Below are 26,086 nucleotides of genomic sequence, written 5' to 3' on the forward strand. Positions count from 1 at the left end.
GGCTTTTTTAGTTTTACTATCTTGGTCAAAACTAGATTAACTCTAGTTCTTCCATAACACGGCGAATGGTTGCTTTTGTACTGTCTTGCAATGGCACCATAGGCAAACGGCATTCATCACTGCAAAGACCAAGTAACGACATGGCGTATTTTGGTCCAGCGGGATTAGGTTCTATGAAGAGGGCGTTTTGTAAGGCAAACAGTTTGTCTTGCAGTTGCGCTGCCTCGACGTATTTTCCTTCACGGCATAGGCGTTGTAACTCTACAATCTGCCTTGGTGCCACGTTCGATGTGACAGAAATGCAACCGGTGCCGCCACCAACATTATAAGCAACCGCGGTAATGTCGTCTCCGCTTAAAAAATTGAACGGTTTGTTGATCAATGCGCGTTCACGAATAGGGCGAGTTAAATCACCTGTCGCATCTTTGACACCGATGATTCTTGGCAATTCAGCAAGTCGAGCCAGTGTACCCACTTCCAAACCGACAACCGCACGTGGAGGGATGTTGTAAAGAATGATTGGTAGTTTGCTGTTATCGTGCACGTATTTGAAGTGCTCGTAGAGGCCAATTTGGTTTGGACGGTTGTAATAACCCGCAACATGTAAAGTAGCGTCCGCACCTGCTTGATAAGCGTATTCAGAGTAATTCACCGCTTCAACAGGGTTGTTTGAGCCCGCGCCAGCCAGAACAGGAACCGCTTTATTGGTTTCTTGTACTGTGATTTCAATCACGCGTTTGTGTTCATTTTCGCTTAAGGTTGGAGACTCTCCAGTGGTACCAACAGGAACAAGAGCATTGATACCTTTATCGATTTGCCAGCGAACAATATTACGTAAAGCGTCTTCGTCTAGTTGACCATGACGGAATGGAGTGATTAATGCAGTGATTGCGCCGTAAAACATATTTTTGCCTTATTTAGGCCGGTACACATTCTGCTGAAGAGAGATATAAGCCGTCAGCGAGAATGCTGCCGGGGAGTTGTTTGAATCTTAATTCCAGACGTCAGCGTTGCAAAGCTTTTTAGCCTTACGTTTATCGCCTTTGTGTTTATTTAAGACACTGTTATACATAAGATAATAGAGATTCTGTGTTTGTTTGATTTTTTATACTGGCTTTTTTTTTCATAAAGGTCAATACACATAAGTGTTTTTTATTTGACTGTTTTTTTTACTAAGGTAGGTTCGTTTTTTAGTGCCAGATTCGATAATATAGCTGCATAATTTCACGTCGCTCCGACGTCAACAATAATATTAAATTGAGTGATAAATATGGATCTAACCACTTGGCTTTCTTTGGTTGCCGTTTGCGTGATGGGGGCTATTTCCCCCGGACCAAGCTTAGCTGTTATTCTTCGAGTGTCTGTCTCACAGTCGCCGTTACATGGCGTATTGGCGGCCATCACGCATGGTTTAGGGATAGGTTTCTGGGCTTTTCTAACCTTGCAGGGGCTCGCGATATTGATGGCTAAACATCAAGATCTATTCTCTGTATTGACCGTTCTAGGTGGAGTGTATCTTGCTTGGTTAGGGCTGAAAGCATGGCGTTATGCTGGGCAGGGAAAAGAAATTAATGTAGAAGGAGTTAGATCTTCTTATTGGGATTCTGCTCGTGATGGTTTAATGATTGCTGTTTTGAATCCTAAAATTGCCTTGTTTTTCTTAGCTTTATTTAGTCAGCTGATCCCTACTAATATGGATGTTTTGATTAAATTCCAGTTATGGGCGACGGTCGTAGTGATAGACAGTGGTTGGTATATTATTGTCGCTCTGCTATTAGCAGGTGGTCCGGTGTTATCTTGGCTACGTCGTCATACTGTTTGGGTGGATAGAAGTATGGGAGGAATATTAATGTTGCTTGGCTTAAAAGTTGTCATAGGTGCTTTCTTTCTATCGTAAAAAACGCTCAAGTGAACGTTTTTTACCCATCTAGGTTGATTGTCAATTTTCCATTCTGTATGTCTTTGGGGTGAGAAAAAAGAATATTATCAATGACGTTTAGACCTTTTAGCATTACGGTGCTAACTAGGCCGTCTAGGCTGTATGTTAATAAACGTCATTGAGTTTTAGATATAATTTTTTTATACACTCTGAATGAGCTATAAAAAATATTTACTCCTTATTAAAAATAAAACCTTCCGTTTCCAATAGTTGCTTGGTCCAAAGATCATAAGCTTTATGATTCAAGTGTAATTTATCACCTTCAAATAGGTTTTCTTTTATTTCCCCATGCTTGTCTAGCAGCGTGGAAAACAAGTCAAGATATTGAGTGTTAGGTCGAGTTTTTGCTAATCGAGCCAATTGAATATTGGTTTTTTCGATTGTGCTGCGCATTTTGATGCGAGCAGGACTGCATTTTATACTGATCAAGGTCACTGGGATGCCCGGTAGATGGCGATCTATTTTTTGTAGTAACTCAATATACAGTTCGACTACTTTGTTGCTATCACAGTGGTTACCAATGTCGTTATCACCTGCATAAATGACCAAAGAGCGTGGTTTGTGCGGCAAAATAATGCGCTCAAAATAGTAAACACAAGCTTCTAGTGTGGCGCCACCGAAACCTAGGTTGATTCCGTCTTTATCGCGGAAATGCCGAGCAAAATCACTCCACAAACGCATGGTTGATGAACCGTAAAAAGCAACAGGCTGTTCTTTGTATTCTTGATAGGCCAAATGGAATTCGAGTTCTCGTACATCTGATTCAAACTCTACGTCAATTTGATTTAAGCTCATGACATTGGATCGATAGCCATTCTTACCACTGAATATCGGGTATTGATGTATTTCTCTAGACAGTTCAACGGCTTCATTCACATAGCCTTTGTATTCTTCTTGATAAGCCGCTAAGAATTTATTTAAGGCTTTTTTATCCGTGTAATCCACTCTGCTAGAGAGTTTGAATGCTCGTTTTATAATGACGGTATAAATATTATGGTCAGCTCGTTGATCAAAGTTAGCCACAACAATAGGAACGATCCAAGGTTCTTCGCTGCCCATCGAACCTGCTAGTTCAAAGGCATGAGGTAGAAATGCACCGGGGGATTGGTGAGTGCCAAAGCTTTTTCCCTCTGGAGAAATCATCAACGGGAAATTCTGGCGTAAAGTATCTTGAGAGTGTTTGATAAAGTCATCGTACTCTGGGGTACCTGTGGCAAGATCTTCCCAGCTATTGATAAATATATTACCGAACCTTCCATAGAAGTCGTCACGCCAGAACTCGCTTTCTTTACTGCGACGGATGACTCGCTGTCCAGAAACACCGTATTCATTATCAATGACCATGGAACCAATAAATTGAGCGTCCATAGAAAAACGGAAACCATTCGGTAAACGATTGGTCGCAGAACCTAATAGATGGTTGTAAATGAACAGAGAGCCTGCTTTTTTAGGTAAGTTTTCTAGCCCTTTAATGACATAAGGTACTTGCTGGAAAGCTTGTTTAAACAATTCTGTGCCTAAGCGTCTTGCGTCCAATACGGACGTTTCTTTAGGTAAGCTGTTTATGGTGTCGTAGACATTTTGTAAGTGACGATAAAATGCATTTTCACGTTGTAAGTCTTTTAAAATATCTAAGCACATACCCGCAATAGTTCGTTCGAGTACGCAGCCGAAATGCAAACATTTGTAGAGAACACCAAATGCTTCGTCGGTTGTGATGGCGCTTTTAAGCAACTCATTTACTTTATAAAGGGGTGAGCTTACAGGTAAAAGTGCCGCATTTTGTTCTATCACATTACTGACTGCGAGTGCTTCATCATTGGCTATTTGTGACAGGTAGCGCATTCTGGCCGCTAATAAATGAGTGCCAACTAACCAAATGAGTCGATATAAATATTTAACCGAGATTTTAGGGTTTTCATTGAAAACTTCTAGTAAATCATCTTGGCTGATAAATAAGATGCTGCTATCTCTAGAGGAAATGATCGATGTACGGTTCTTTAGCGTGGTGTTTTGTGTCGTCCAAGCCAGTACCGTACCGGCGCGAGAGATGGAGCGTGTGGTAATAATATCCCCAGAGTCGGTCTGATAACTGACTACCACTTTGCCTTTAATAAGCAAGTAAAGACCGTCCGCAGGCTGATCCTGTTGGCAAAGTATATCGCCTTGATGTGCCAGTAAGATGGACGATTTTTTAGCGAGAGTGTGTATTTCTGCTTGCGTAAATGTTTCGCAAAAAGGCGCATAATTCAGCAAACTAATTGCATCTTTTAGCGCTTGAGCCTGTGTTTCATAATTAATCAGCGGACGAGTTTCTTCAAATGCCAGAGATTCATTAGAAAAGAAAGGACGTGTCTGGTTTTGAACATTAGTGAGGACCGGCAATGACTCTTCATAAACGAATTGTAGAAACTGATTAGCGAAGGGGAGGTTTGCATCGAGTATTTTTTGTAATTCAACAATGGGCCACATGAGTAATGTAGACGATTTCGTAGCCGTAAAGGTTGTGGCGTAGCGTGAAGGGTGTCGAAAAGCAGACCAGCCAATAGGCGACAGTATGTTATTGATTAGGCCTACACTATAGGACTTTCCTGTCTCTTGTAATGGTACGGAAATACCAATTTCACCTTCTAAAAGGAAATAAATACACTGGCCAATTTCAAATTGCTTTGCTAGCACTTCTCCCGCTTTCAATTTTTTAATACACGCGAGATCGGTTAGGGATGACGTTAATTCTGTATCGACATCCACCATAAAAGGGAAAGCGTTAATCTGTTTTGTTACGTCCATCTTTGTATGCCTCAAATCTGTATTGCCCTAGTTAGGGCGTTTGATCGTTACCGTCTCGCCTATCAGTGCATAATCGTTGCCACCTAGTCGTGCGAGAGGGTTTAATTTGTTGTTGTCGATAACAATGCGGTCTTCGCTTTGACTCATAATGTCGTCATCAATATGTACACTGAGTATTTCTAAGTAGCAGGCTTCTAAAGAAGATTTGCCCAATTTATGTATGTCATACAGTCGACAATGTAGTGCGACCTTTGCTTCTGCAATACGTGGCAAGGTATCAACGAATGGCAGCAGTGATAACTTTGCTTTTGATAGCTCAGATTCTCCGTAGTCTAGATTAGCGGCACTGTCATTAACTGCATGTATAAGATCCCCACTGGGAATATGCAAAACACATTCCTTTTCACGTATTAAGTTGTATTTCGTATCTTTGGCTGTTGTATCTGTCTTGTTTCCGATAGAGACGACCAGTAAAGCAGGGTCAGAAGATAGGGGCGCAAAATACGAAAAAGGCGCGAGATTAAAGCTCTCATTGTCATTTTTGGTCATGACCCAAGCAATAGGGCGCGGTGTAATAGTTTGAGTGATCAGGTGATAGCGTTGATTGCCGCTTAGTTGATCAAACTGAAAACGCATAGACTTCCCCGAGGTTATGAAACATTACTTGTTAAATTACTACAAATACCAATCTCTTGTGAACGTTTGAGTGGAAACTTATGAAATTTATTGTAAATAGTAGAATAAATATTGATTTTGAAAAGGGGGGAGCGAGCCAGTTTAATCAGTGAAACGAGCTCGTAAACAATGATTGAGTCTGAAAGGTATTGGTTAGTAAGCTTCTATTATGCTGTTGAAAGCAATGACCACTCTGTCTGTTTCTCCAAAATAAGGCAAAGCGGAATGTTTTAGATAAGAAGGAAAAATGACAATTTGCCCTTCCGTTGGAACAAAGTCCCATACGCCATGCCCTCCAAGATAAGCCGTGCCTGGGTCTGCGTAATGTTCAGCATTTACTCTTGGATCATAGAAGCGATTTAAGCCTCCATTGTCTTCTTGCGCAGAGTCGCCGGGGTCTAAGTAATAGATACCGCACCACGAGCAATTCGGGTGGGAGTGGGCGTCATGGTAGCCACCTTTTCGAGTCACGTGATACCAAGACTCGATAATATGGGCATCAGCTTCCATATCTTCAGGCCAAAAGGCCTGATTTACCGACGTCGCTATTTCTAAAATGAGCTCTTCTAGTGTGCGCTTGGCTTCCATTATATTAGCGTCGGCCAGTTCTAAAAAATCCAGCGTACTTTCATGTAATGCGTGTTTCGCCTTGGGGGCAATTTTGCTTTCAATCGCAGTCGTTTGCGCAGATTTTTGTTCATATACAGCCGCTAATAAAGCGTCTTTTAAAAAATCATGATCTGGCATTTGAGTAACGTAGAGGGGCGTTGTCCATACGTTAATTTCTTCAATGATCGGGGCGTTGCTCATGCGTAGGCCTGCAAAAATAGTTAGCTGGGTCGTGAATAAGTCATTAAGCGGGTATGTCTAATTCGGTTACTACCGGTTTGTAACCACAAAACATCATGACTAGGTTTCGAAATCCTGTCTCGCTGCTTGGCCCTTCTAAGCCTTTAATGCTTTTATCAATTAACGCTAAATAATTTTGCATGTAGGGTAGAGTGACTTTGTTGTGGCGTGACATGGCGCTTTCGTAAAACGGAATGCGTTTATCCCAGATTCTTTCGGCTTGGCAAGCTTGTCTAAAGCTGGTGGACTGCATGGCTCGTAATAGGCTGCTCAGTGTTTGAATTTCTCTGTTAAACAGCCAAAGAACAATACTGGCTTCCACGCCTTCGCCCATTAATTGGTTTAGGCAATGCATCGCATCCTTGGTCTTGCCCATTAATAGGCGATCGCTTAAATCGTAAATAGAATAACGACTGCTATCCGCCACGGATTCTATGACTTTCTCTGCATCGATTTGGCTGTCTTTTCCATGCAGTAGCGCCAGTTTTTCAAGTTCTTGGGAAAGGGCGAGAAGGTTTCCCTCGCCGCGCTCACAAACAATACTGGCGGCATCACGAGTCAGCGATAAGCCCAGTGCTTGCGCTCTTTGCTGCACCCAAGCAGGGAGTCGATTGGCATCAATTGGCCAAATTTGAACAAAGACGCCTTGTGATTCCAATTGAGTGAACCACTTTGCTTTTTGTGTACGGGCATCGATTTTAGGCAAGGTCAGGAGAATGATATTGTCTTCGCTAAGAGACTGCCCAAGTTGGGCTAATGCTTTACTGTGCTTCTCGCCCATTTTATCAATTTGAATATCGAAGAGTCGGCGAGTGGAAAACAGAGACAAACTTTGGTTTTCATTGATCACGTCTTGCCAATCAAATTGAGAGTCAGCAACAAAGCGTAAACGTTCATCGATGTTATGTAATTGAGCGGCTTTACGTACGGTGTCCGCGGCTTCTTGGCACAATAAAACCTCATCCCCAGAAATAATATAGAGAGGAACGAGGTTTTTTTTGACCTGCTGTTCTAGTTGATCAACTCTAATTTTCATTGTATTGGCCTAACCGCAAGGCGGGTTACAGTGGTGCATAACTTAGGTCATAAATGAGCTGATTTGCTAGGTCTTCATTCATACTTTCTGTTTGAGCTGTATTGTAAGACAGCTTAGCGCTTTCTTCGGCATCTTGATTGGTAAGCGTTTTATTCGTGTTGACGGTTCGTGGGCCGAAGAGGGATTTTCCATCCGCTTGGCGAATAAAATAATGGCTGCTTAAAGTGCGCTGAATTTGAGATACGTCATTGGATGAGTTACGCGCTAGTTCTGTATCAGACGAGGTGATTGGATTGATTTTGAGCTCTAATGTGCCTTTCGTCGCATTGGTTTTATCTATAATGACAACACCGGCTTTTTTTAGTGCAATGCGCAGCGATTGGTCAAAGCTATCTGAGCCGCTGTCGGAAGTAACGACTAAGGTTTTAAGTCTTGCAGGAATGTTGACTTCACCACGTAAGTGAAAGCCACAAGCGACAATACTCATGGTCAGCAGAGCTAATAAAAATAAGCGAGTTGTTTGTGTCAATGTGGCTGTCATATCCGCGCTCTCTATCTTGTTGAGAAGTAATGCTGAGAAGGCAATAAGGGACGGCACTGCCATCCCTTATTGTGCTTCGTTAGTTAGCAACAATATTTACCAAGCGACCAGGAACGACGATCACTTTACGTACTGTTTTGCCTTCAAGGAACTTAGTAACGCCAGGGTGAGCTAACGCTTCAGCTTCAATTGCTTTGCTGTCTGCACTGGCAGAAACGGTTAACTCAGCACGTTTTTTACCAAGCACTTGTACCACAATAGTTAACTCGTCTTTTATTAACGCCGCTTCATCTAGTGTTGGCCATGGTGTATTGACAACATTGCCTGTGTGTCCAAGGTCAGCCCAAAGCTGATGCGCAATGTGAGGTACGATTGGCGATAGCAGCAAGGTTGCTGCTTCTAGCGCTTCTTGTTCTACTGCTAAGCCAAGCTCAGATTGATCTTCGAACTTGCTGACATCGTTGCACAGCTCCATCACCGCAGCAATCGCCGTGTTGAAGGTTTGACGACGCTCGATGTCGTCAGTTACTTTCTGAATGGTCTCGTGAGTTTTGCGACGCAGTGTTTTTTGAGTACCATTAAGCGCTTCAATATTAAGTTCACCCACTTTACCCGCATTCATGTGGCGATAAGATAACGCCCACAAACGGCGTAGGAAGCGAGAGGCGCCGTCTACACCTGAATCGTTCCATTCAAGAGATTGTTCTGGCGGCGCGCTGAACATTATGAACAAACGAACCGTATCGGCACCGTACTTCTCAATCATTTGCTGCGGGTCAACCGTGTTGCCTTTTGACTTCGACATCTTGGTGCCGTCTTTGTTAACCATGCCTTGTGTTAATAGGCGCTTGAATGGCTCATCAGAGTTCACCAGACCAGCGTCACGCAGCAATTTATGGAAAAAGCGCGAGTACAATAAGTGAAGAATAGCGTGCTCTACACCACCAACGTACTGGTCGACTGGAAGCCAGTAATTTGCTTCCTCAGTTAGCATAGCGTCTTTCGAATCTGGACAGCAGTAACGAGCGAAGTACCAAGACGATTCCATGAAAGTATCGAAGGTATCCGTTTCACGCTCAGCTTCTTCGCCATTGAACATAACAGACGAAAAGTTAGGATTGTTTTTGATGGGTGAATTAACACCATCCATGACGACGTCGGTGGGGAGTATTACAGGTAATTGATCTTCAGGAACCGGCACAACAGAACCATCTTTTAGATTAATGGTTGGGATTGGCGTCCCCCAGTAACGTTGGCGACTTACGCCCCAATCACGTAGTCGGTAGTTTACTTTGACTTCACCAAGCTTATGCTCAGTCATCCACGTTGTAATGGCGTCAAAAGCTTCTTTGAAAGCCAAGCCGTCAAATTTACCTGAATTACATAACACGCCTTTTTCAGTGTAAGCTGCGATTTCTATATCAATCGCTTCTTCACCAGCCGGCTTAACGACTTGCTTGATGGGTAAGTTGTATTTTTTTGCGAACTCGAAATCACGTTGGTCGTGAGCAGGAACCGACATAACGGCGCCGGAGCCGTATTCCATCAATACAAAATTGGCAGCAAATACAGGAACAATATCGCCAGTAATTGGGTGGATGGCTTTAAAACCAGTGTCGATGCCTTTTTTCTCAACAGTCGCCATGTCAGCTTCTGTAGTCGACATTAATTTACTTTCAGCAATGAAAGTGGCTAATTCGGCGTTGTTTTTAGACGCTTCTAACGACAAAGGATGTTGAGTGGCAACAGCAACATAGGTCACCCCCATAATAGTATCTGGGCGTGTGGTGTAAACAGATAAGCGCTCTTCTTTTCCATCTACGGCAAAGCTAAACTCTAACCCTTCAGAACGACCAATCCAGTTACGTTGCATGGCTTTTACTTTTTCTGGCCAGTCGTCTAGCTTATCTAGATCGTTAAGTAACTCTTCTGCGTAATCTGTGATGCGAATGAACCACTGAGAGATTTCTTTTTTCTCTACGGTAGTACCACAACGCCAACAAGCACCGTCTTCCACTTGTTCGTTAGCTAGAACCGTTTGATCTTCAGGACACCAGTTTACCGCCGCGGTTTTTTTATACGCCAAGCCTTTTTCGACTAATTGGGTGAAGAACCATTGTTCCCACTTATAGTACTCAGGTGTACAGGTTGCGATTTCACGATCCCAATCATAGCCAAAACCAAGTTCTTTAAGCTGGCCTTTCATGTAGGCGATGTTTTCAGTTGTCCATTTGGCTGGTGCTGTTTTGTGCTTGATAGCTGCGTTTTCAGCCGGTAGACCAAAAGCATCCCAACCCATAGGTTGAAGTACGTTTTTACCCTGCATGCGCTGGTAGCGAGAAATAACATCGCCGATAGTGTAGTTTCGAACGTGACCCATGTGCAGGCGACCGCTTGGGTATGGGAACATAGAAAGGCAGTAGAACTTCTCTTTGTTGGTATCAGCGACGGCTTTGAAGACTTTATTTTCGTCCCAAAAAGATTGTGCCGCTTGTTCAATTTTCTGCGGATTATATTGTTCTTGCATGATGTGTACTTATCCCATGATCGACGAGAGGTGAGTAGACCTGTATTCTCTTTTAGAAAGAGACGCATTATAGCGACATAGCGCAACATAATGGTGAAATGGTCAACAGAGTCTGAAAATATACGTTATTTTATAGAGATGGCGCTCTAATTAGAAGATGCATCGAGGAGGAGTTATGAATTCTATGAAAAAAGATTCGTTAAAAAGTGAAAGCAATTCCAGTTTGGTTGAAGAAGCACGCAAAACATTAGAGGGAGCGAAGGATTGGTTTTTAGAAGATGCCGCTCTCATGACCGCATATTGGCACGATAAAATGGGTTATACCGAAGCTTGGGTGGATGCAAATTGGCATCTAGTACTTGATGAAGGCCATGAAATTATTGAAGAGTTTGATGAAAAGGAAGACATTGCACTGCTATGGCTGATTAACCATGCTAATAACAACCCAGTACCACTTGAGCAATGTCATGTAGCGGGCACTATGGTGGAAGCTGGGGCTTATCATTGCATGTCTTGTGGGCATGATAATGTTGTCGAGGTGAAACAAACCTTAGCGCCTTGTGAGATCTGTCAGTATGGTTTGATGTCGACGCATCACGATCAAAATAGTGTTTAAGTTGTCATTTTGCCGTCGTCATCAAGTGTTTTGATGACACGGCAATATTTAAGCTTTTATGGTGTTCGCTTTTTTACTAAGCCATTCAAATATGAAAAAGCCACGCAAAGTAACAGCAGTAAAAGAGTAGGCCAATATCCCCAATAAACATAAGGGGTAACGCCGCTAAAGGCTTTTGCGTCAGCGGTCAGTGTTGTCCTTTCAAATTGTGGTGCTTGAGCCACCACTTCTCCTTTTTCATTAATAAACGCGGTGATACCGGTATTAGTGGCACGAATCACGTAACGTCCTGCTTCTTTGGCTCTAAATTTTGCAATCTGCAAGTGCTGCCAAGGACCGAAAGACGTACCAAACCAGCCATCATTACTAATGGTAATGAGGAAGTCGCTGTCTCTTACCATGCGACGAACTTGTTCTGCATACACAATTTCATAACAGATAAAAGGCGCAACACCCCATTCGCCTACTTGCAAAACAGGTTGATTTTCATCGCCAGATTTAAAACTCGACATCGGCATTCCAAATACGTCAAGAATAGGGCCTATGTATTCTGAAAAAGGAATGTATTCACCAAAAGGAACCAGTCTGCGCTTGTAATAAAGCCCAAAACCATCGCCCGTTGCCCAGATGGCGTTGTAGTAATCCTTTTTATCAGGGCTCACGTCTGGGATACCAGTAATCAAGGTAGTATTAGTGTCTGCTAGCTCTTTGATAAAAGAGGAAAAATACGGTTTCATTTGTGAATAAGTATAGGTAATGGCGGTTTCTGGCCACACAACAAGTTCACTGTCTAGGTGTTCAATGGTGGTCTGTTGGTAATAAGCCAGAGACTCTCTGGCGGTTTGGGGAAGCCATTTCTCATCTTGCTTCACGTTACCCTGAATCAAGGTGGTTTTTAATGTACCTGTTTGTTGTACCCAAGAAACAGGGAAGTAGGCCAAATATGCAGCGCTGCCCCAAATAATAAATAAGACAGAAATCAGGCTAAGCTGAGCTGGCTTGTTTGATAATACACAGGCAATAGCACTTGATGTTAGCACCACAACTGCACTGGTTAGCCATATTCCACCTATAGGTAATAGCTCAAATAGCCATGTATTTTCAATGGCATAGCCCGGTAGTAGCCATGGAAACCCAGTAAAGAGGGTGCTACGAGCGAATTCGCCGATGAGCAGGGCTAATGTGATCCATACACTAGCGGGTAGTTGAGAGAAGCGATGGATTAGGTGCCATGAAGCCCAAGCTGAAAGAGCCCAAAAGACACAAAGAACGAGGACAAAAGCGAGCGTAATAAGCGCCGCGATGACGGTGCCAACTTGTCCATATTCTGCAATGCTGACATAAACCCAAGAAACACCAGCGCCAAAAAAGCCTAAGGCGACGGATGAGCCTCTCCAAAAAGAAGTTTTTGCGGTAGGGCTGGTAATAACAAGAAGGCTGAACACCACTAGACTAACGAAGTAGCCTGGCCAAAAATGAAAAGGTGAAAAGCTGGTAACGCCTATTGCGCCGGAAATGGTGCCAATAATGCAAATGATGACAGGAGGGAGTTTAGAAAACTGTGTTACCAAACGAGACATCCACCCCGTCTTCGTGTTGATTGAGTCGGGGTGAAGTGTCGTCATATTATTCTGATGTTTCTTGTGTGGGTTTTGATACCTGAATCGTTTTGACTCGTCGACCATCGGATTTAACGATGCGGAAATGAAAGTTACTAAAAAACAATTCTTCATCACGTAATGGAACATGACCAAATTGTTGTACAAGAATTCCGCCGATCGTATCAAACTCTTCTTCACTGAGTTCGGCTTTGAAAAACTCGTTAAAGTCTTCAACAGTACACAACGCAGGGACAAGATAAACGCCTGCCTCCGTTGTAACTTGAATACCTTCATTTTCAAGCTTGTCTGTTTCGTCTTCGATTTCTCCGACGATTTGCTCAAGTACATCTTCGATCGTGACTAAGCCAGAGACGCTGCCGTATTCATCTAACACTAACGCCATGTGGTAACGCTTGGTTCTAAAATCATTCAGTAGTACGTTAAGTCGTTTACTTTCTGGAATGAAGTTGGCGGGACGCAAGCGAGATAAAATATCTTCTATCGTGATGTTGCCATCTTTGAACAACAGTGGAAGTAAATCTTTCGCTAGTAAAACACCGAGGATTTCGTCGGAATCTTCTCCAACGACAGGAAACCGGGAGTGAGCGCAGTCGATGATTTTACGGATGGAGGTTTTTGGATCATCTTCGGACTTGATTACCACCATTTGAGAAGGTGGAATCATGATGTCACGCGCTTGCACTTCAGATACCTCTAAAGCGCCTTCTACAATAGTAAAAGCATCGCGATCTATGATGTCGGATTTTACGGCCGCTTCTAAAAGCTTGACAATATCGCCACGACTGCGTGGTTCATCATTAAATGCTTGGGTTAAACGTTCAAACCAAGATTTTTGTTGATCGTTGGACATGCTCGATCGGTCGTCACTCATTAGGGTATTAACTCACTCTTTTATCAAATAAGGGTCGGAAATAGACAGAGATGCTAACAGCTGCGTTTCTATTAATTCCATTTCATCTGCTTCATCGTCATTTATATGGTCATAGCCGCGTAAATGCAAGATGCCATGAATCGTCATATGAGCCCAATGATGCAGTAATTCTTTATCTTGTTCTTTGGCTTCTTTTTCGACAATTTGAGTGCAAATCACCAAGTCTCCCAATAATGGAAGTTCTAATCCTGGAGGTGCCTCAAATGGAAAAGAAAGGACATTCGTTGGTTTGTCCTGGCCTCTGTACTCATGATTTAGCGCATGACTCTCTTCTTCATCAACAATACGAATGGTAACTTCAAATTCTTCGCCTAACGTCGGTAAGGCTTTTTCTACCCAAAGTCTGAATTCTGCTTCGCTGGGCAAACGCTGTGTTGCTTCTGTGGCAATCTGTAAATCAAGTTCTAAGTGTGCCATTATTTTCCACCTGAAGACGGTTCGCTTGAAGAGTGCTCTGCTTGCGCAGCAAGGCGAGCTTGGGTGCGCACTTTTTTCTCTGCCTCTTCTTCAATATCAAAACGATCATAGGCTTCGACAATGCGTTGTACGATAGGATGGCGAACGACATCGGAAGAGCTAAACATAGTCATGCTGATGCCGCTGACACCTTTTAAAACGTGCATGGCTTGAGCCAGACCAGACGTGGTTCCGCGTGGTAAATCGACTTGTGTTGTATCGCCAGTGATAACCGCTGTTGAGCCAAAGCCGATGCGCGTCAAAAACATTTTCATTTGCTCGCGCGTGGTATTTTGGCTTTCATCAAGAATGATAAAAGCGTTATTAAGCGTTCGGCCACGCATAAACGCAAGCGGGGCAATTTCGATGACGTTTTTTTCGATTAATTTATCAACTAATTCGAAACCGAGCATTTCATACAAAGCATCGTAAAGAGGGCGTAGGTAAGGGTCGATTTTTTGAGATAAATCGCCAGGTAAAAAACCCAGTTTTTCCCCTGCTTCTACTGCTGGTCGAACCAACATTATTCGCTCAACACGATCGGCTTCTAATGCTTCAACCGCACAAGCAACCGCTAAATAGGTTTTACCAGTCCCCGCAGGGCCAATACCAAAATTAATGTCGTGTTTACGAATTTGTTTGACGTAACCCTGCTGATTTGCCCCTTTGGGTTTGACAAATGCCTTGCGAGTTTTGATGACGAGCTGACCCGCGTTGTCATTTTTACTGTTGGTTAGAGATTCAATCGCCGACTCTTGAAGATAAAGGTGAATCGTCTCAGGCGTTACTTGGCCATTTGCTAGCGCTTCACGATAGAGATTTTCCAGTAGCATTTTTGTTGCCGCGACATGCTCAGGATTTTCACCGGAAATATCGAATAGTTCAGCACGGTATCGAATAGTAACATCCAGTCGTTTTTCGATGAGCTTGATATTCTCGTCTAGTTGACCACATAGCCCAACCAAAGCCTCGGCTTCGGCAGGCGCTAAACGGATTTGTTGAGTTGTCTGTGTGATTTCCAAGAGTTACCTTTGATTATTGAAGTACAAAGTCAGTGTCGAGTTCAGAGTTTATTAATTCGCCAAGCAACGAGTTAGGATAAGCGTCTGTAATAACAACATCAGCGAATTTACCAATCAATTGTGGGTCGAATGCTCGGAAGTTTACAATCCGATTATTTTCCGTTCTGCCTTGAAGTTGTCCAGGATCACGAGGTGAATAGCCGCTTATTAGGATGCGCTTTACTTCGCCAACCATCGACAAGCTAATGTCATAAGCTTGCTGGCTAATACGGCGTTGCAAAATAGATAAACGCTCTTTTTTAACGTCATCAGGCGTATCGTCTTCTAGGTTAGATGCGGGTGTGCCAGGGCGTTGGCTATAAATAAAACTGAAAGAATGGTCGAAACCAATTTCTTGAATCAGATTCATTGTATCTATAAAGTTTTCGTCTGTTTCACCTGGGAAACCAATTATAAAGTCTGATGACAGACTGATGCCTGGACGTGCTTCTTTAATGCGGTTGATCTTATCAATGTAATATTGACGATCATGGCCGCGTTTCATCGCGCTTAAAATGTTGTCGGCACCACTTTGAACGGGTAAGTGTAAATGGCTGACTAGTTTAGGCTCAGTACGGAACGCTTCAATTAAGCTGTCGGTGAATTCGACTGGATGTGATGTGGTAAACCGAATACGTTCAACACCTTCCATTTGTGCAACCGCATGAATGATGTCCGCAAGGTCTGTTTCATCACCTTCTGCTGAGTCGCCACGGTAGGCGTTCACGTTTTGACCTAGCAAATGAATTTCGCGTACACCTTGCTCAGCCAACTGCGCTACTTCAAGAAGAATACTGTCGAATGGACGGCTGACTTCTTCGCCCCTAGTATAAGGGACAACACAAAATGTACAGTATTTGCTGCAACCTTCCATAATAGAAACGAAAGCTTCTGCGCCGTCAACACGAGGGGCAGGAAGATGATCGAATTTTTCAATCTCAGGGAAGGTCACATCGGTGATTGGGATGTGTTTACCCGCTGCATTTATCATTTCCGGAAGCTTATGCAGTGTTTGAGGGCCGAAAATCATATCAACATGCTTGGCGCGCTTTCGAATCGCATCGCCTTCTTGACTGGCGACACAACCACCAACGCCAATAACGAGATCCGGTTTTTTAAGCTTAAGCTTTTTCCAGCGACCTAGTTGGTGATAAACCTTGTCTTGGGCTTTTTCACGTATAGAGCATGTATTTAGCAGAAGCACGTCGGCTTCTTCCGCGTTATCAGTGAGTTCCATCTCATGACTTTCGCCAAGTAGATCGGCCATACGAGAGGAATCGTATTCGTTCATTTGACAGCCATGAGTCTGGATGAAAAGTTTTTTTGCCATGTAACTTATAAACCTAAAAAGTGTTCGTCTAATCGACTTTGAACCTATTATATTGGGCTTTGCTCTCGAATCACAGAGGTCTTCTGAATTCCCTTCATTTTTACTGAAAATAGTCGTTTTTTTTCTTACTGGAGCTTTTGATAAAGAGCGGTCACAATAGCTGCATTATTGATTATGAACTTGGATCTGTTTTGACGCTATTATCTCGTATTCTTATGTTGTCTGTTGCTGTTAGTGGGGGCGCTCACGCAGAAAAAGAGTTGCCTAATTTTGCTTTTGGTCTTGGCTATGGTCTTTTAGATCAGAAGTCTTTAATGAACATAGACTTCAAAGTGAACATCCCTATTAATGAGTATTTTTCAACTCAAGTGTTATTGAATAGCAATTATTTGATTACTGGGTCATCAAAAGACAGTTTTGCGCAATCTGAACTTTCTTCAAATTGGTTTATTCGTAATGACTATGGGCGTTTAGGGGTGGGTCTTGGTGTGAGTGAGCTGGAGCCAATGGATGAAAACCTTGAAACGAAAAAAGAGGCAATTGGACAGTTTATAGGTGAAGTGTTTTTAGGGGCATTTTCAGTGACTGCTAACTATCTTACGACAGACAAAACATTGAGTAATATAACCAGCTCTCGTATTGGTTTGAGCTACTATTTAGATGAGGATCTTCGAACGTCTTTGTATCGGGAAAAATATAATGATGCCGAGATGGGCTGGCGTTTAGAGACCTACTATCAACCTCAGAAATACCGCCAGATGGGGAGTATTGGTGTCATCGCTAGAACCGGTGAAGATTACGATTATGCCGGTGTGGTTTTTGAGTATTATTTTGATTATGCGGTTTCTTTGAAGCAACGTGAAAAGCAATTCCACTGATATTATGAATTATTGTTTTCCTTTCTGGCGTTCATTTTCCATTTGATCAATGCTCCATATTGTCCATTTGGGTAATATGATTTCTTGCTTAGCTTTGAATTTTTTAACTACCTTTACTTCTACTCGACGATTCTCCCTTCTTCCTTTTATTGTGTTATTTGATTTGAGTGGGAATTGTTGTCCATGTCCGAGGACTTTGAGTCTTGCTGGTGCAATGGTGAATTGCGCATTGAGTAAGTCGGCAATATTGTTTGCTCTTTCGAGGGATAGGGCGACATTGTAGTCTTTGCTGCCAGTGTTATCTGTGTGTCCTTCGATAAAAATGAGAATGTCGGGATCGCTTTGCAAAAGCTGGCCTAGGTGTTGTATTGATGGACGATACGCATTTTTAATCCCGTATCTGTTTAGTTTAAAAGGAATAGTTAGGTTGTATTGATCGATTTTAGGCTGATTGGTTGAATAATTCGAATGAATACTTTTATTCACATATTGGCTTTTAAGTGGAATAACGATTTCCCCACTTACTCTGCGGTTGGCTTCTCTTCCTGTTTCTGTTGAGTTTGACGCGACAGGACGATTTTGGCCATAGCCAAACGTTTTGATGCGGACAGCCGCGATACTGAATGTCAAAATTAATGCATTGGCAATGGATTCTGCTCGCTTCTTGGACAATGTTAGGTTGTAGCTCTCTGCACCCACATTGTCTGTGTAGCCCTCAATTAAGAGAAGTGTATTAGGGTCGTGTTGTAAAAAAGCAGCTAAATCTTTGAGTTTTGTGTGAAATTCGGATGCTAATTTATATTGTCCTGTTTGAAATTTAACGTCAAAATTAAAACTGAATAACGTTAATTTTGTTAATGGACAACCGTCATTATTAATGTCGCTTCCTTGTGGTGTATTGCTACAAATATCTCTAGCGTCAATAACCCCGTCGTGATCAGAATCCTTTAGCGCGCTGAATGAGAGAGCGGGGTATAGCGGCTGGCTAATTAAAATAGCACTGTGTAAGCCTAAAAAAATAATAGCGATCCTTGCTACTCTAATAATCATGTCATTGACTCAAAATGCATCGTTTTGCTTTAGCGCTAAATTTTTTCATTACAATCCTCAGTATCTGTTATGGATTAGAAGAATAAATAAGCAATTATTTTTTCAGTATTACCGTAATGTACTCCCATTCTTTTTGTGTAATAGGCATAACGGAAAGTCGGCTGCCTTTCTTCGTTAATAACATATCGGCCAGTTCAGGGCTTTTCTTTAACTCTGCTAGCGTGAGAATGGATGGCCACCTTTCAACAAACACCACATCAATCATAAACCATCGTGGGCTATCCTGGGTTGATTTTGGGTCAAAGTAATGACTATTGATATCCCAACTTGTATGATCTGGATAGGCTTTCTTACATACCTTGGCGGTACCGACAATACCAGCAGGAGAGCAACTCGAGTGATAAAAAAATACCATATCGCCTTCATTCATGGCTTTCATGAAATTGCGAGCTTGGTAATTTCTTACGCCATCCCAAGGGGCATGTTTAAGTCGTTTCAAATCGTCTATAGAAAACGCATCGGGTTCTGATTTCATCAGCCAGTAATTGATCATGGACACCTCATTTGCACAATGAAACATACAATATGTTCACGCTTACAAATATTCTATCTACAATAAGAGGGTGATGCTATGAGAATACTTAGCGTCACCTCATTGTACTTTTTGGCAGAGATGCTCCTTGTAACGGATGAAAATAATGAGTCACTTTGCTTGTAAAGCTTTCTCAGCGCTGGAAAAAGAGCTTAAGGATGATTTGTTAGAGTGCTTCGTGGAAGCGCAGCAAGAAATAGAAAGTATTATTAATAGCATCGAAAGTGAAGGGTTTTCTTTCGATAAATTAGATCAATTGTTTCGCTCTTTGCACAGTATGAAAGGAAACTGTTCTGTCTGTTTTCTTGATCCTTTGGTTGGTGTACTACATAAATTAGAAGAAATTGTGGACGGCATGCGCGGCGGCTACATTCAATATCATCCTCATTTAGGGGATCTTATTAATGTGGTCATTGAACAGGTTTATATATTGCTAAAGCAGATTTACCACTCCCATGTTGCAGAAAATACTTTACGTGACGCGCTGCAATTAGGGTTGGACGAGATATACGCAGAAGAAGACGATGCCAAACGACCTGATTTGGCTGTGGTATTGTTAGATAAATGCAATCAAGAAATAGAAGAAGAAAAAGACGACACAGATTCTACGTCTTTGTTAGTAAAAGTTGAATTTACTGAGCAGCAACAAAATGATATTGATTTGTTTATTGGTTTCAGTCAAAAGCTGAATCGCTTATTAGGCTATTCTTCAGAAAGAAGTGAGCGTATTTTAAAACTCTGCCAATTGATCAATGTTGAATGTTCTAAATCTGTTGACCCTGCACAACTAAGTGCCGCTGCTTATATGCATAATATGGGTATGGCACTTATCTTGAACTGTAAAGACAATGAAAGTTTAAAACTTAAAGCTGAACAAAATCACCCAATGGTGGGCGCTAAACTGCTTTCTAAACACGGTGGTTGGGAAGACGCTGTTGCTATGGTGCAGGCACATAAAGAACGGTTTGATGGCACCGGTTTTCCTGAAGGTTTGGTGGGCTCTTTGATTCCTCAAGGGGCATTTATCTTATCCATGGCCGTCATGTTTATTGATATCGTTTGGGGGAAATCGGGCGGTGAATACAATAAAAGCGCTATGAGAGCAGTGCAGATGGTGAACTTTGAAAGTGGAAAGGGTTTTCCACCTCATATGATCGAATCGTTTAATGCGGCCATGCGCAAGGTTTTAGTCGCGAAAAGTAAATAGCAAAAAGTCAGTAGTAACACTTTGGTATCCCTTGTTAGCATGGTGTTCTTTCGCCTTGTTTAAATTATTTGTTTATGAATGTTGCTTTGTTACCTCTAGTTTTCCACCCACATTATAGTATTCCATTTCCCGCTGGGCATCGCTTTCCTATGTCTAAATTTCGTCTTTTGGCTGAAACATTAAGAGAGCAGGGGATCTTAACGAACGACAACGAATATCAACCATCGCCTTTGTCATTGACTGCACTTATGCAAGCCCATGAAAAAGGTTATGTTCAGCGCTTTATTCGTGGAGAGCTTACCCCACAAGAGCAAAAAGTAATTGGCCTTCCTTGGTCTGAATGGCTGGTGGAGCGAACCTTGCGCGCGGTATCAGGCACCATATTAACCAGCGAACTTGCATTTCAACATGGACTGGCGTGTCACCTTGCAGGTGGCACGCACCATGCTCATCCTTCTCATGGCTCTGGTTTCTGTATTTTCAACGATCTAGCTGTCGCAGCACTCGCCATGATCGAATCGGGTAAAGCGAATAAAATACTCATCCTAGACTGCGACGTACATCAAGGTGACGGTACCATCGCCTTTTTCAAAGACAGCACCAACATTATTCCTGTCTCGTGGCATTGCGAAGAAAATTACCCACAAATCAAACAAACCGCTGGCATCAACATCGTCATTCCCAAAGGTGCGAATGATCAAGAATACTTATCCATTCTAAAAAGTACCCTGCCGACGATACTTGCCGAACACCAACCAGACTTCATCTTCTACGACGCTGGTGTCGACGTCCATAAAGACGACAGACTCGGCTACGTCAACCTCAGCGACGACGGCATATTTGCAAGGGACAAATACGTCATAGAAACCTGCGTAGTACTCAACCTACCAACCGCCTGTGTCATCGGCGGTGGCTATGACAGACAAGAAGAAAAAGTTGCATGGCGACACAGCTTGCTGCACCAAGCAGCGGATCAGATATGGAAAGAGTACTTTTTTAGGCTTTACAGGCGACATAGTCTTTAGTTTTTTAAGAGTTCTGGGCCTTTTTATCAAGGATTTGAGGTTCGCAAATTGGCTCTGCATTGTTATTGAAAAACTCAGAGGGTTTGTTGAGACCTTTTAACTTCCATGAAAGGATTTTAGTCACCACTCTAAAATTAATGCTCAATGAAGAACCTTTAAGGTTCTCAGGAACTGGTGTTTTAGCAAACTTAGTAAGAATGTGACCTCTGTTTTTGCCTAAATCCACCTCACTCGTTGTCGCTTTGTCCATGAAACTATGAATAATCCCAATAAATGGACCACCAGCACCAAATGTATTTCCAATTGGTGTGTTGCAGCACTTCGCATACCAACGATACATGCCTTTAGGGCTAAACCTGACACAGGAAATTTCTGACTTTCCTTCACTAATCGTGAGATGAGAGACTGGTATTTGAAGTATATCTGTCCCGCCATATTGATCTAATACTTTTCCTTCCTGTCCCAGAAACTGAGCAAATACTTGGCAATCGTCACAACAGCAAGTAATCCTCGTACCAATTCTTGAACTGACGGCTAAGGTTTTTCCTGTAACGGTTCCACAAGCGCATTTTAAATTTACTTCAGACATATTGGGCTAAGCCTTCTTACTTTATTGAAGAGAATCATTCAGAGTTTAGCAGTGTTTTAAAAATAAATGGAAAACGCAGATGAATGGAAATGGGTATAGCATAACGACTTAGATATGTGGTTTTAAAGGATTCTGAGCTCTTCAATTAAATTCGTTAATCCAGAAGCCTTTGTGGTGCATCCATGTCCTCATGTAGCACTCGAACAATACAGATTTCTTGCTTTAATACTTTATAGAAAGCAGCATAATGCTCTACCAGTACTCTACGATATTTAAAAATACCCTTCCTAAGAACAACAAAAACAATCTATGCCTTACGATATAAGTCATCTTGCTAAAGGCTCTTCTAAACAAAGTAAACGAGACGTTTGGGCTGAAAGTCCGATAAAATATTTACGGGTAAATTTTGCATCGTTTGGCAAAAGTTACCAGTCCAGCAGGGCGGAATAAACTTGCAGTTCAAAGTCATTGAGAGGAAATAAATACACTTGAAGACCTAAAGAATAACCCCATCCTCCGCCTTCCCCTTGGAAGACAAAAGGGGAAGGGACTTGGTGATCAATAAGCATTACTTTATGCGCTTAAAATTCTGATGAAGTTAGTTCGACGCGACGAAGTTGCGCGACTTTATGGAGTTTCAGGGTCAGTTGAAAATTTCCTTCCTCATAACAGCAAAAAAAATCTATGCCTTACGATGTAGATCGTCTTGATAAACGTAACGTTAAATAGAATGAATGAGACGTTTGGGCTGAAAGCCCTATAAAGCGAATTTTTGGTTACTTTTTGGGCGCTAGCAAAAAGTTACCCGCTCAGCAGAGCGGAAAAAAGCTCCTTGCTCAAAGTGTTCGAATGGAATCTGCATAACTGAAGAATGGGGGGTGAAAAGGGGCAAAGCCCCTTTAGTCTAAAAAGGACAAGGCGCGACAAAAGTGACCCATGCTTGGGTAAACGGATGTCGAAATTCCAGCCGATAGGCATGCAATAAAAGCCGAGGTTCGTTGGCGTATTGGTCATCGTAAAACTCATCACCGATGATGCCATGACCAAGGCTTTGCATATGGACACGTAGTTGGTGAGAACGACCAGTAAAAGGCACGAGTCGAACACGGGTAGTGTTGCCTTCGTAAGCCATTTTTTCCCAGAAAGTGATGGAGTCTTTGCTCCATTCGTCGGTGCAGATAATTTGTCTTGGTCTATTTGGCCAATCGCAGCGCAGTGGTTTACGTACTTCGCCCCGTTCGCCTAAAAGTTTACCGCGCAACAAGGCGCGGTATTCTTTTTGAACTTCTCGTTCACGAAAATACGCGTTCATGCGCTTTTGGCATTCGTGCGTTTTCGCAACCAGAATTAATCCGGAGGTGGCTTCGTCTAATCGATGAATGGTGAACGCTTCGCCAAACTCCTGCTCGGCTCTATGTAAGATAGAGTCAAGTTTGTCCGCCCCCCTTCCAGGCACAGACAAACAATTAGCGGGTTTGTTGACGACGGCGAACCATTCATCTTCGTACAGTATATCTAAAGCGAGTCGCTTATCTTGCACAGAGGGTTATTCCGGCTTGGTGGTTAAGATAATGCGAATCGCGTCTAAGCGAATTTGATGCTCATCAATTCGCACCAAACCTTCCTGCATGTTGTTTTCAAGTAGCTCAATGTCTTGGTCACGAATCGCATTGTTAAACGTTTTCAATTCGATGAGGCGATCAATTTCGCTTTGGCAACGATGTTGGTAAGTGGATTTCGCCGCTTGGACAATCGGACGCGCTTGATCTTGAGCATTTAGCTGGTGGGCTTGAAGCACTTCAATCAAATTTTTGCGCAAGGCAGCAACCCATTGTTCCGCTACGCGGTTGGGTACGCCTTTGAGTTTTTCTGCCCATTTATCAGCAGTAAACTGCTGATGTAGGAATTTGCCGTTTGAGTCTGACAATTGCCACATCGGCGTCATAGGTAATGATTGGGTAAGTTTCAAGCGCGGATGTGCGGTGGCTTCGATGACAAACATACTTTCTACCAATACAGTGCCTTCTGGGAGCGCTGCAATTGGCAAAATAGCGGAAGTCAATTTACCAGAGTCAAAGCCTTGAACCTCATCCATTAACATGGTGATGAGGGGGTGTTCCCATGTAGCAAAGGCCACGTTTTCACGTTGGCTCGCCTGACGACGATCTAGCATGAGCATCTTGCCTTCTTCTTCGATGCCTGGAAGTGCTTCGAGCATCATGTCGGTAGAAGGGCGTAAGAACCACGCGGCTTTTTCTGGATCATCGTCCATGCATTCCGCATAAATATTAAACGCGTGAGTCACTTGCTCGATGTAGTTATGTAAGCCTTTTGTCGCTTGATGATTGATCTGATCGATCAAGTCACGCGCTTGTTCTGGGCGACAAGAACTCATTTCTAGTAAGCGGTTACGGCCTTCTTCCATTTGTTTAAGCAGCGCTTCGTGGTAGATGTGCGCTTCTTTCAATAGATCGGTGTCGTCGTCTTGGCCGTGTAAGTAGGCGTGTAGGCTATCACCAAAGGCTTCTTCGACTTTATCGCCAGCGCCAGTCGTACGACAAAAAGCATTGAGCGCATGGTGATACCAGTTGAATAGCCGTTCTTGTACGCTTTGCTTGATATAAGGCACATGGATTTGAACGTCGTTCAGTTGTCCTAGTCGGTCCAGACGACCAACGCGCTGCTCTAATAAGTCAGGGTGTTCAGGTAAGTCGTACATAACAATGTGATGGCTGAACTGGAAGTTCCGGCCTTCGCTGCCAATTTCAGAACACACTAAAATTTGCGCGCCGTCGTCGTCAGCAAAATATGCCGCGGCTCGGTCACGGTGAATCAATGGCATTTGCTCATGGAAATCGGCGCTTTGGAAGCCAGCAAAGGTCAATTGGTCGTTTAGCCATTGCGCCATATCAGGCGAATGACAGATGATGAGAACCTTGTCTGCTTGGCATTCAAGAAACTCTTTGAGCCAATGCCAACGAGGGTCTTTTTCCCACAAACCATCGGCGACTTCTGTTTCTGGCTGTACATGACGGTTAGCCGATTCAAAGTGTTCGTTGTTTTCCAACGGGTAAGAATGTAGGTAGCGATCAGGGAAACCGCCTACTGCCGCACGGGTATTACGGAACATTTCGCGTCCTGTACCGTGTCGGTCAATAAGCCAACTGATGGCATCTTGCGCGGCTTGAGTTCGATCAGTACTGTTTGCTGAGGTGAGGGCGATAAACCAATCTTTGGCTTTAACTTCTTCAAGGTATGATCCAAACGCGTCTTCCCAATTAAGAGGTGTTTGGCTGTCACCTTGTGTAAAGGGTAATAACAGTTCTGCTAATTCAGCGGCTTGCTTAAATGCTTGTTGCTGTGCTTGATAGCGTTCAAAGTCGTGGTAATGATCGGCGTCTAATAGTTGTAAACGCGAGAAATGCTCACGTTCACCGGTCTGCTCAGGCGTTGCACTGAGCAGTAATAAGGATTCTGTTTTCGCGGCTAAACGAGCGACTACTTGATAACCGATGCTAGGCGTTTCTGGGTGCCAGGCGAGGTGATGCGCTTCGTCGACAATAACCATGTCCCATTCTGCGTCCAACATGTGTTGAGTAGCATTCGGGTGTTGGCTGGCCCAATCAATAGGGGAGATAACAAACGGTTGTTGCTCGAATGGATTATCGTCGCCTTCGGAGAAGTCTTCGTACACGGATTCATTGATCAGTGCGAATGGCTGGTGAAAACGACGTAGCATTTCTACTAGCCATTGGTGTTGCAGGTTGGTTGGTGTGAGGATAAGTACGCGTTTGCACAGGCCATTTAATAGACGTTGATGTAAAATCAAACCCGCTTCTAAAGTTTTCCCCATGCCGACTTCATCACATAAAAGTGCGCGTGCTTTAGGGCGATTCGCTATTTCGTGAGCAAGGTAAATTTGGTGAGGAAGAAGCTCTGCTTTTAGTCCCATTAGGCCGCGAACAGGTGACGCTGCGTTGATCGCTTGATGTTCTAAGGTGTGGCGGCGAAGATCAAACCACATGCGGCGAGCAGGAGACAGCGCGAGTAAAGAATCAAGCTCGTTTTTATCGTTACGAGGAAACTGAATAAGCGATTCTTCTAGCCAGTCATCGTCGTCACTGATGCGGTATTCTATGAGATCGTCAATTTCTTCGACCTCCAAAACAGTAAATGTTTCATCTTGAAAATGCAGTTGATCGCCAGCGGTGAGCGTACGTCGAACTAGACTGGTCTGGTCGTTTGAGTATTGACGATCGCTTTCTGCATCAGGGAAATGCAAGGTAAAAGACTTATTTTGTTTGTCTACTATCATGCCTACGCCGAGATCAGGCTCGTTGCGGCTACTCCATCTTTGTCCAATTTGGTACAT

At 43.1% G+C, this 26,086-nt stretch carries 22 protein-coding genes; 5 read left to right on the forward strand and 17 right to left on the reverse strand.

Annotated elements, in window-relative coordinates; all coding sequences use genetic code 11:
* Positions 1-31: 31 nt before the first annotated feature.
* Positions 32-904 carry a 4-hydroxy-tetrahydrodipicolinate synthase gene (gene dapA / locus MP3633_RS06225; RefSeq protein WP_176334900.1) on the reverse strand — a complete coding sequence of 291 codons (873 nt, stop codon included), beginning with the start codon at positions 902-904 and terminating at the stop codon, positions 32-34.
* A 366-nt stretch (positions 905-1,270) separates the two neighbouring features.
* Here dapA and MP3633_RS06230 point away from each other — a divergent pair, with 366 nt between their 5' ends.
* The gene (locus tag MP3633_RS06230) at positions 1,271-1,897 is read left to right on the forward strand and encodes a LysE family translocator (protein ID WP_112139827.1); all 627 of its coding nucleotides are present in this window, start codon (positions 1,271-1,273) and stop codon (positions 1,895-1,897) included.
* Positions 1,898-2,110: 213 nt separating this feature from the next.
* Here the strand turns inward: MP3633_RS06230 and MP3633_RS06235 are convergent, their stop codons facing one another.
* The 6 genes from MP3633_RS06235 to leuS all read right to left on the reverse strand — a co-directional run bounded on the left by MP3633_RS06235 (position 2,111) and on the right by leuS (position 10,357).
* A complete protein-coding gene (locus tag MP3633_RS06235) occupies positions 2,111-4,729 on the reverse strand; it encodes a cyclic nucleotide-binding domain-containing protein (RefSeq protein WP_176334901.1) in 2,619 nt (872 codons plus the stop codon).
* Positions 4,730-4,756: 27 nt separating this feature from the next.
* Entirely contained in the window at positions 4,757-5,365 is a 609-nt protein-coding gene (locus MP3633_RS06240; RefSeq protein WP_112139824.1) for a flavin reductase family protein, read from the reverse strand.
* 192 nt (positions 5,366-5,557) lie between these two features.
* On the reverse strand, positions 5,558-6,214 hold the full coding sequence (locus tag MP3633_RS06245) for a putative 2OG-Fe(II) oxygenase (protein WP_176334902.1): 657 nt from the start codon (positions 6,212-6,214) through the stop codon (positions 5,558-5,560).
* 43 nt (positions 6,215-6,257) lie between these two features.
* A complete protein-coding gene (gene holA, locus MP3633_RS06250; RefSeq protein ID WP_176334903.1) occupies positions 6,258-7,289 on the reverse strand; it encodes a DNA polymerase III subunit delta in 1,032 nt (343 codons plus the stop codon).
* A gap of 25 nt (positions 7,290-7,314) precedes the next feature.
* Positions 7,315-7,830, reverse strand: a complete 516-nt coding sequence (locus MP3633_RS06255) for an LPS-assembly lipoprotein LptE (protein ID WP_176334904.1) — start codon at positions 7,828-7,830, stop codon at positions 7,315-7,317.
* 79 nt (positions 7,831-7,909) lie between these two features.
* Positions 7,910-10,357 carry a leucine--tRNA ligase gene (leuS, locus tag MP3633_RS06260; protein WP_176334905.1) on the reverse strand — a complete coding sequence of 816 codons (2,448 nt, stop codon included), beginning with the start codon at positions 10,355-10,357 and terminating at the stop codon, positions 7,910-7,912.
* Between the two features lie 175 nt (positions 10,358-10,532).
* Between leuS and MP3633_RS06265 the strand changes: the two genes are divergently transcribed.
* Complete coding sequence (locus MP3633_RS06265) at positions 10,533-10,973, forward strand: hypothetical protein (protein ID WP_176334906.1); 441 nt, start codon at positions 10,533-10,535, stop codon at positions 10,971-10,973.
* A gap of 56 nt (positions 10,974-11,029) precedes the next feature.
* Here the strand turns inward: MP3633_RS06265 and lnt are convergent, their stop codons facing one another.
* From lnt to miaB, 5 genes are read right to left on the reverse strand one after another with little or no spacing between them, the layout of a single operon-like run.
* Positions 11,030-12,553, reverse strand: a complete 1,524-nt coding sequence (gene lnt, locus MP3633_RS06270) for an apolipoprotein N-acyltransferase (RefSeq protein ID WP_244959878.1) — start codon at positions 12,551-12,553, stop codon at positions 11,030-11,032.
* 46 nt (positions 12,554-12,599) lie between these two features.
* Positions 12,600-13,466: a CorC family transporter gene (locus MP3633_RS06275; protein ID WP_112139814.1), complete on the reverse strand. Its 867-nt coding sequence runs from the start codon at positions 13,464-13,466 to the stop codon at positions 12,600-12,602.
* A gap of 12 nt (positions 13,467-13,478) precedes the next feature.
* The gene (gene ybeY / locus MP3633_RS06280) at positions 13,479-13,943 is read right to left on the reverse strand and encodes an rRNA maturation RNase YbeY (RefSeq protein WP_176334907.1); all 465 of its coding nucleotides are present in this window, start codon (positions 13,941-13,943) and stop codon (positions 13,479-13,481) included.
* Positions 13,943-15,004 (reverse strand): PhoH family protein, encoded by a 1,062-nt coding sequence (locus tag MP3633_RS06285; RefSeq protein WP_176334908.1) that lies wholly within the window; start codon positions 15,002-15,004, stop codon positions 13,943-13,945. Before MP3633_RS06285 ends, ybeY begins: the two co-directional genes overlap by 1 nt.
* Positions 15,005-15,017: 13 nt before the next feature.
* Positions 15,018-16,373 carry a tRNA (N6-isopentenyl adenosine(37)-C2)-methylthiotransferase MiaB gene (gene miaB, locus MP3633_RS06290; RefSeq protein WP_176334909.1) on the reverse strand — a complete coding sequence of 452 codons (1,356 nt, stop codon included), beginning with the start codon at positions 16,371-16,373 and terminating at the stop codon, positions 15,018-15,020.
* Between the two features lie 191 nt (positions 16,374-16,564).
* On the opposite strand from miaB, the gene MP3633_RS06295 reads away from it, so the two are divergent.
* Positions 16,565-17,251 carry a hypothetical protein gene (locus MP3633_RS06295; RefSeq protein WP_176334910.1) on the forward strand — a complete coding sequence of 229 codons (687 nt, stop codon included), beginning with the start codon at positions 16,565-16,567 and terminating at the stop codon, positions 17,249-17,251.
* A 9-nt stretch (positions 17,252-17,260) separates the two neighbouring features.
* On the opposite strand, the gene MP3633_RS06300 is transcribed toward MP3633_RS06295, so the two are convergent.
* On the reverse strand, positions 17,261-18,301 hold the full coding sequence (locus MP3633_RS06300; protein ID WP_176334911.1) for an OmpA family protein: 1,041 nt from the start codon (positions 18,299-18,301) through the stop codon (positions 17,261-17,263).
* 94 nt (positions 18,302-18,395) lie between these two features.
* Positions 18,396-18,854: an EVE domain-containing protein gene (locus MP3633_RS06305; protein ID WP_217909059.1), complete on the reverse strand. Its 459-nt coding sequence runs from the start codon at positions 18,852-18,854 to the stop codon at positions 18,396-18,398.
* A gap of 145 nt (positions 18,855-18,999) precedes the next feature.
* Between MP3633_RS06305 and MP3633_RS06310 the strand changes: the two genes are divergently transcribed.
* Positions 19,000-20,100: an HD domain-containing phosphohydrolase gene (locus MP3633_RS06310; RefSeq protein WP_176334912.1), complete on the forward strand. Its 1,101-nt coding sequence runs from the start codon at positions 19,000-19,002 to the stop codon at positions 20,098-20,100.
* Between the two features lie 149 nt (positions 20,101-20,249).
* Positions 20,250-21,125, forward strand: a complete 876-nt coding sequence (locus MP3633_RS06315; RefSeq protein WP_244959880.1) for a histone deacetylase family protein — start codon at positions 20,250-20,252, stop codon at positions 21,123-21,125.
* A 4-nt stretch (positions 21,126-21,129) separates the two neighbouring features.
* On the opposite strand, the gene MP3633_RS06320 is transcribed toward MP3633_RS06315, so the two are convergent.
* From MP3633_RS06320 to rapA, 3 genes are all read right to left on the reverse strand, one after another.
* Entirely contained in the window at positions 21,130-21,714 is a 585-nt protein-coding gene (locus tag MP3633_RS06320) for a DUF6151 family protein (RefSeq protein WP_176334914.1), read from the reverse strand.
* A gap of 904 nt (positions 21,715-22,618) precedes the next feature.
* Positions 22,619-23,254: an RluA family pseudouridine synthase gene (locus MP3633_RS06325; protein ID WP_176334915.1), complete on the reverse strand. Its 636-nt coding sequence runs from the start codon at positions 23,252-23,254 to the stop codon at positions 22,619-22,621.
* A gap of 6 nt (positions 23,255-23,260) precedes the next feature.
* Complete coding sequence (gene rapA, locus MP3633_RS06330) at positions 23,261-26,086, reverse strand: RNA polymerase-associated protein RapA (RefSeq protein WP_176334916.1); 2,826 nt, start codon at positions 26,084-26,086, stop codon at positions 23,261-23,263.

Source organism: Marinomonas primoryensis, from assembly GCF_013372285.1.
GTDB classification, from domain to species: domain Bacteria; phylum Pseudomonadota; class Gammaproteobacteria; order Pseudomonadales; family Marinomonadaceae; genus Marinomonas; species Marinomonas primoryensis.

Bases quoted from the DNA above. Each gene is read 5' to 3' on its own strand.
- holA (WP_176334903.1), bottom strand. From the start codon at position 7,289: ATGAAAATTAGAGTTGATCAACTAGAACAGCAGGTCAAAAAAAACCTC.
- MP3633_RS06240 (WP_112139824.1), bottom strand. From the start codon at position 5,365: ATGCGTTTTCAGTTTGATCAACTAAGCGGCAATCAACGCTATCACCTG.
- MP3633_RS06300 (WP_176334911.1), bottom strand. From the start codon at position 18,301: ATGATTATTAGAGTAGCAAGGATCGCTATTATTTTTTTAGGCTTACAC.
- MP3633_RS06320 (WP_176334914.1), bottom strand. From the start codon at position 21,714: ATGTCTGAAGTAAATTTAAAATGCGCTTGTGGAACCGTTACAGGAAAA.
- leuS (WP_176334905.1), bottom strand. From the start codon at position 10,357: ATGCAAGAACAATATAATCCGCAGAAAATTGAACAAGCGGCACAATCT.
- MP3633_RS06310 (WP_176334912.1), top strand. From the start codon at position 19,000: ATGAGTCACTTTGCTTGTAAAGCTTTCTCAGCGCTGGAAAAAGAGCTT.
- lnt (WP_244959878.1), bottom strand. From the start codon at position 12,553: ATGTCTCGTTTGGTAACACAGTTTTCTAAACTCCCTCCTGTCATCATT.
- MP3633_RS06265 (WP_176334906.1), top strand. From the start codon at position 10,533: ATGAATTCTATGAAAAAAGATTCGTTAAAAAGTGAAAGCAATTCCAGT.
- rapA (WP_176334916.1), bottom strand. From the start codon at position 26,086: ATGTACCAAATTGGACAAAGATGGAGTAGCCGCAACGAGCCTGATCTC.
- MP3633_RS06235 (WP_176334901.1), bottom strand. From the start codon at position 4,729: ATGGACGTAACAAAACAGATTAACGCTTTCCCTTTTATGGTGGATGTC.
- MP3633_RS06230 (WP_112139827.1), top strand. From the start codon at position 1,271: ATGGATCTAACCACTTGGCTTTCTTTGGTTGCCGTTTGCGTGATGGGG.
- MP3633_RS06255 (WP_176334904.1), bottom strand. From the start codon at position 7,830: ATGACAGCCACATTGACACAAACAACTCGCTTATTTTTATTAGCTCTG.
- MP3633_RS06315 (WP_244959880.1), top strand. From the start codon at position 20,250: ATGTCTAAATTTCGTCTTTTGGCTGAAACATTAAGAGAGCAGGGGATC.
- MP3633_RS06245 (WP_176334902.1), bottom strand. From the start codon at position 6,214: ATGAGCAACGCCCCGATCATTGAAGAAATTAACGTATGGACAACGCCC.
- MP3633_RS06275 (WP_112139814.1), bottom strand. From the start codon at position 13,466: ATGAGTGACGACCGATCGAGCATGTCCAACGATCAACAAAAATCTTGG.
- dapA (WP_176334900.1), bottom strand. From the start codon at position 904: ATGTTTTACGGCGCAATCACTGCATTAATCACTCCATTCCGTCATGGT.
- MP3633_RS06305 (WP_217909059.1), bottom strand. From the start codon at position 18,854: ATGATCAATTACTGGCTGATGAAATCAGAACCCGATGCGTTTTCTATA.
- ybeY (WP_176334907.1), bottom strand. From the start codon at position 13,943: ATGGCACACTTAGAACTTGATTTACAGATTGCCACAGAAGCAACACAG.
- miaB (WP_176334909.1), bottom strand. From the start codon at position 16,373: ATGGCAAAAAAACTTTTCATCCAGACTCATGGCTGTCAAATGAACGAA.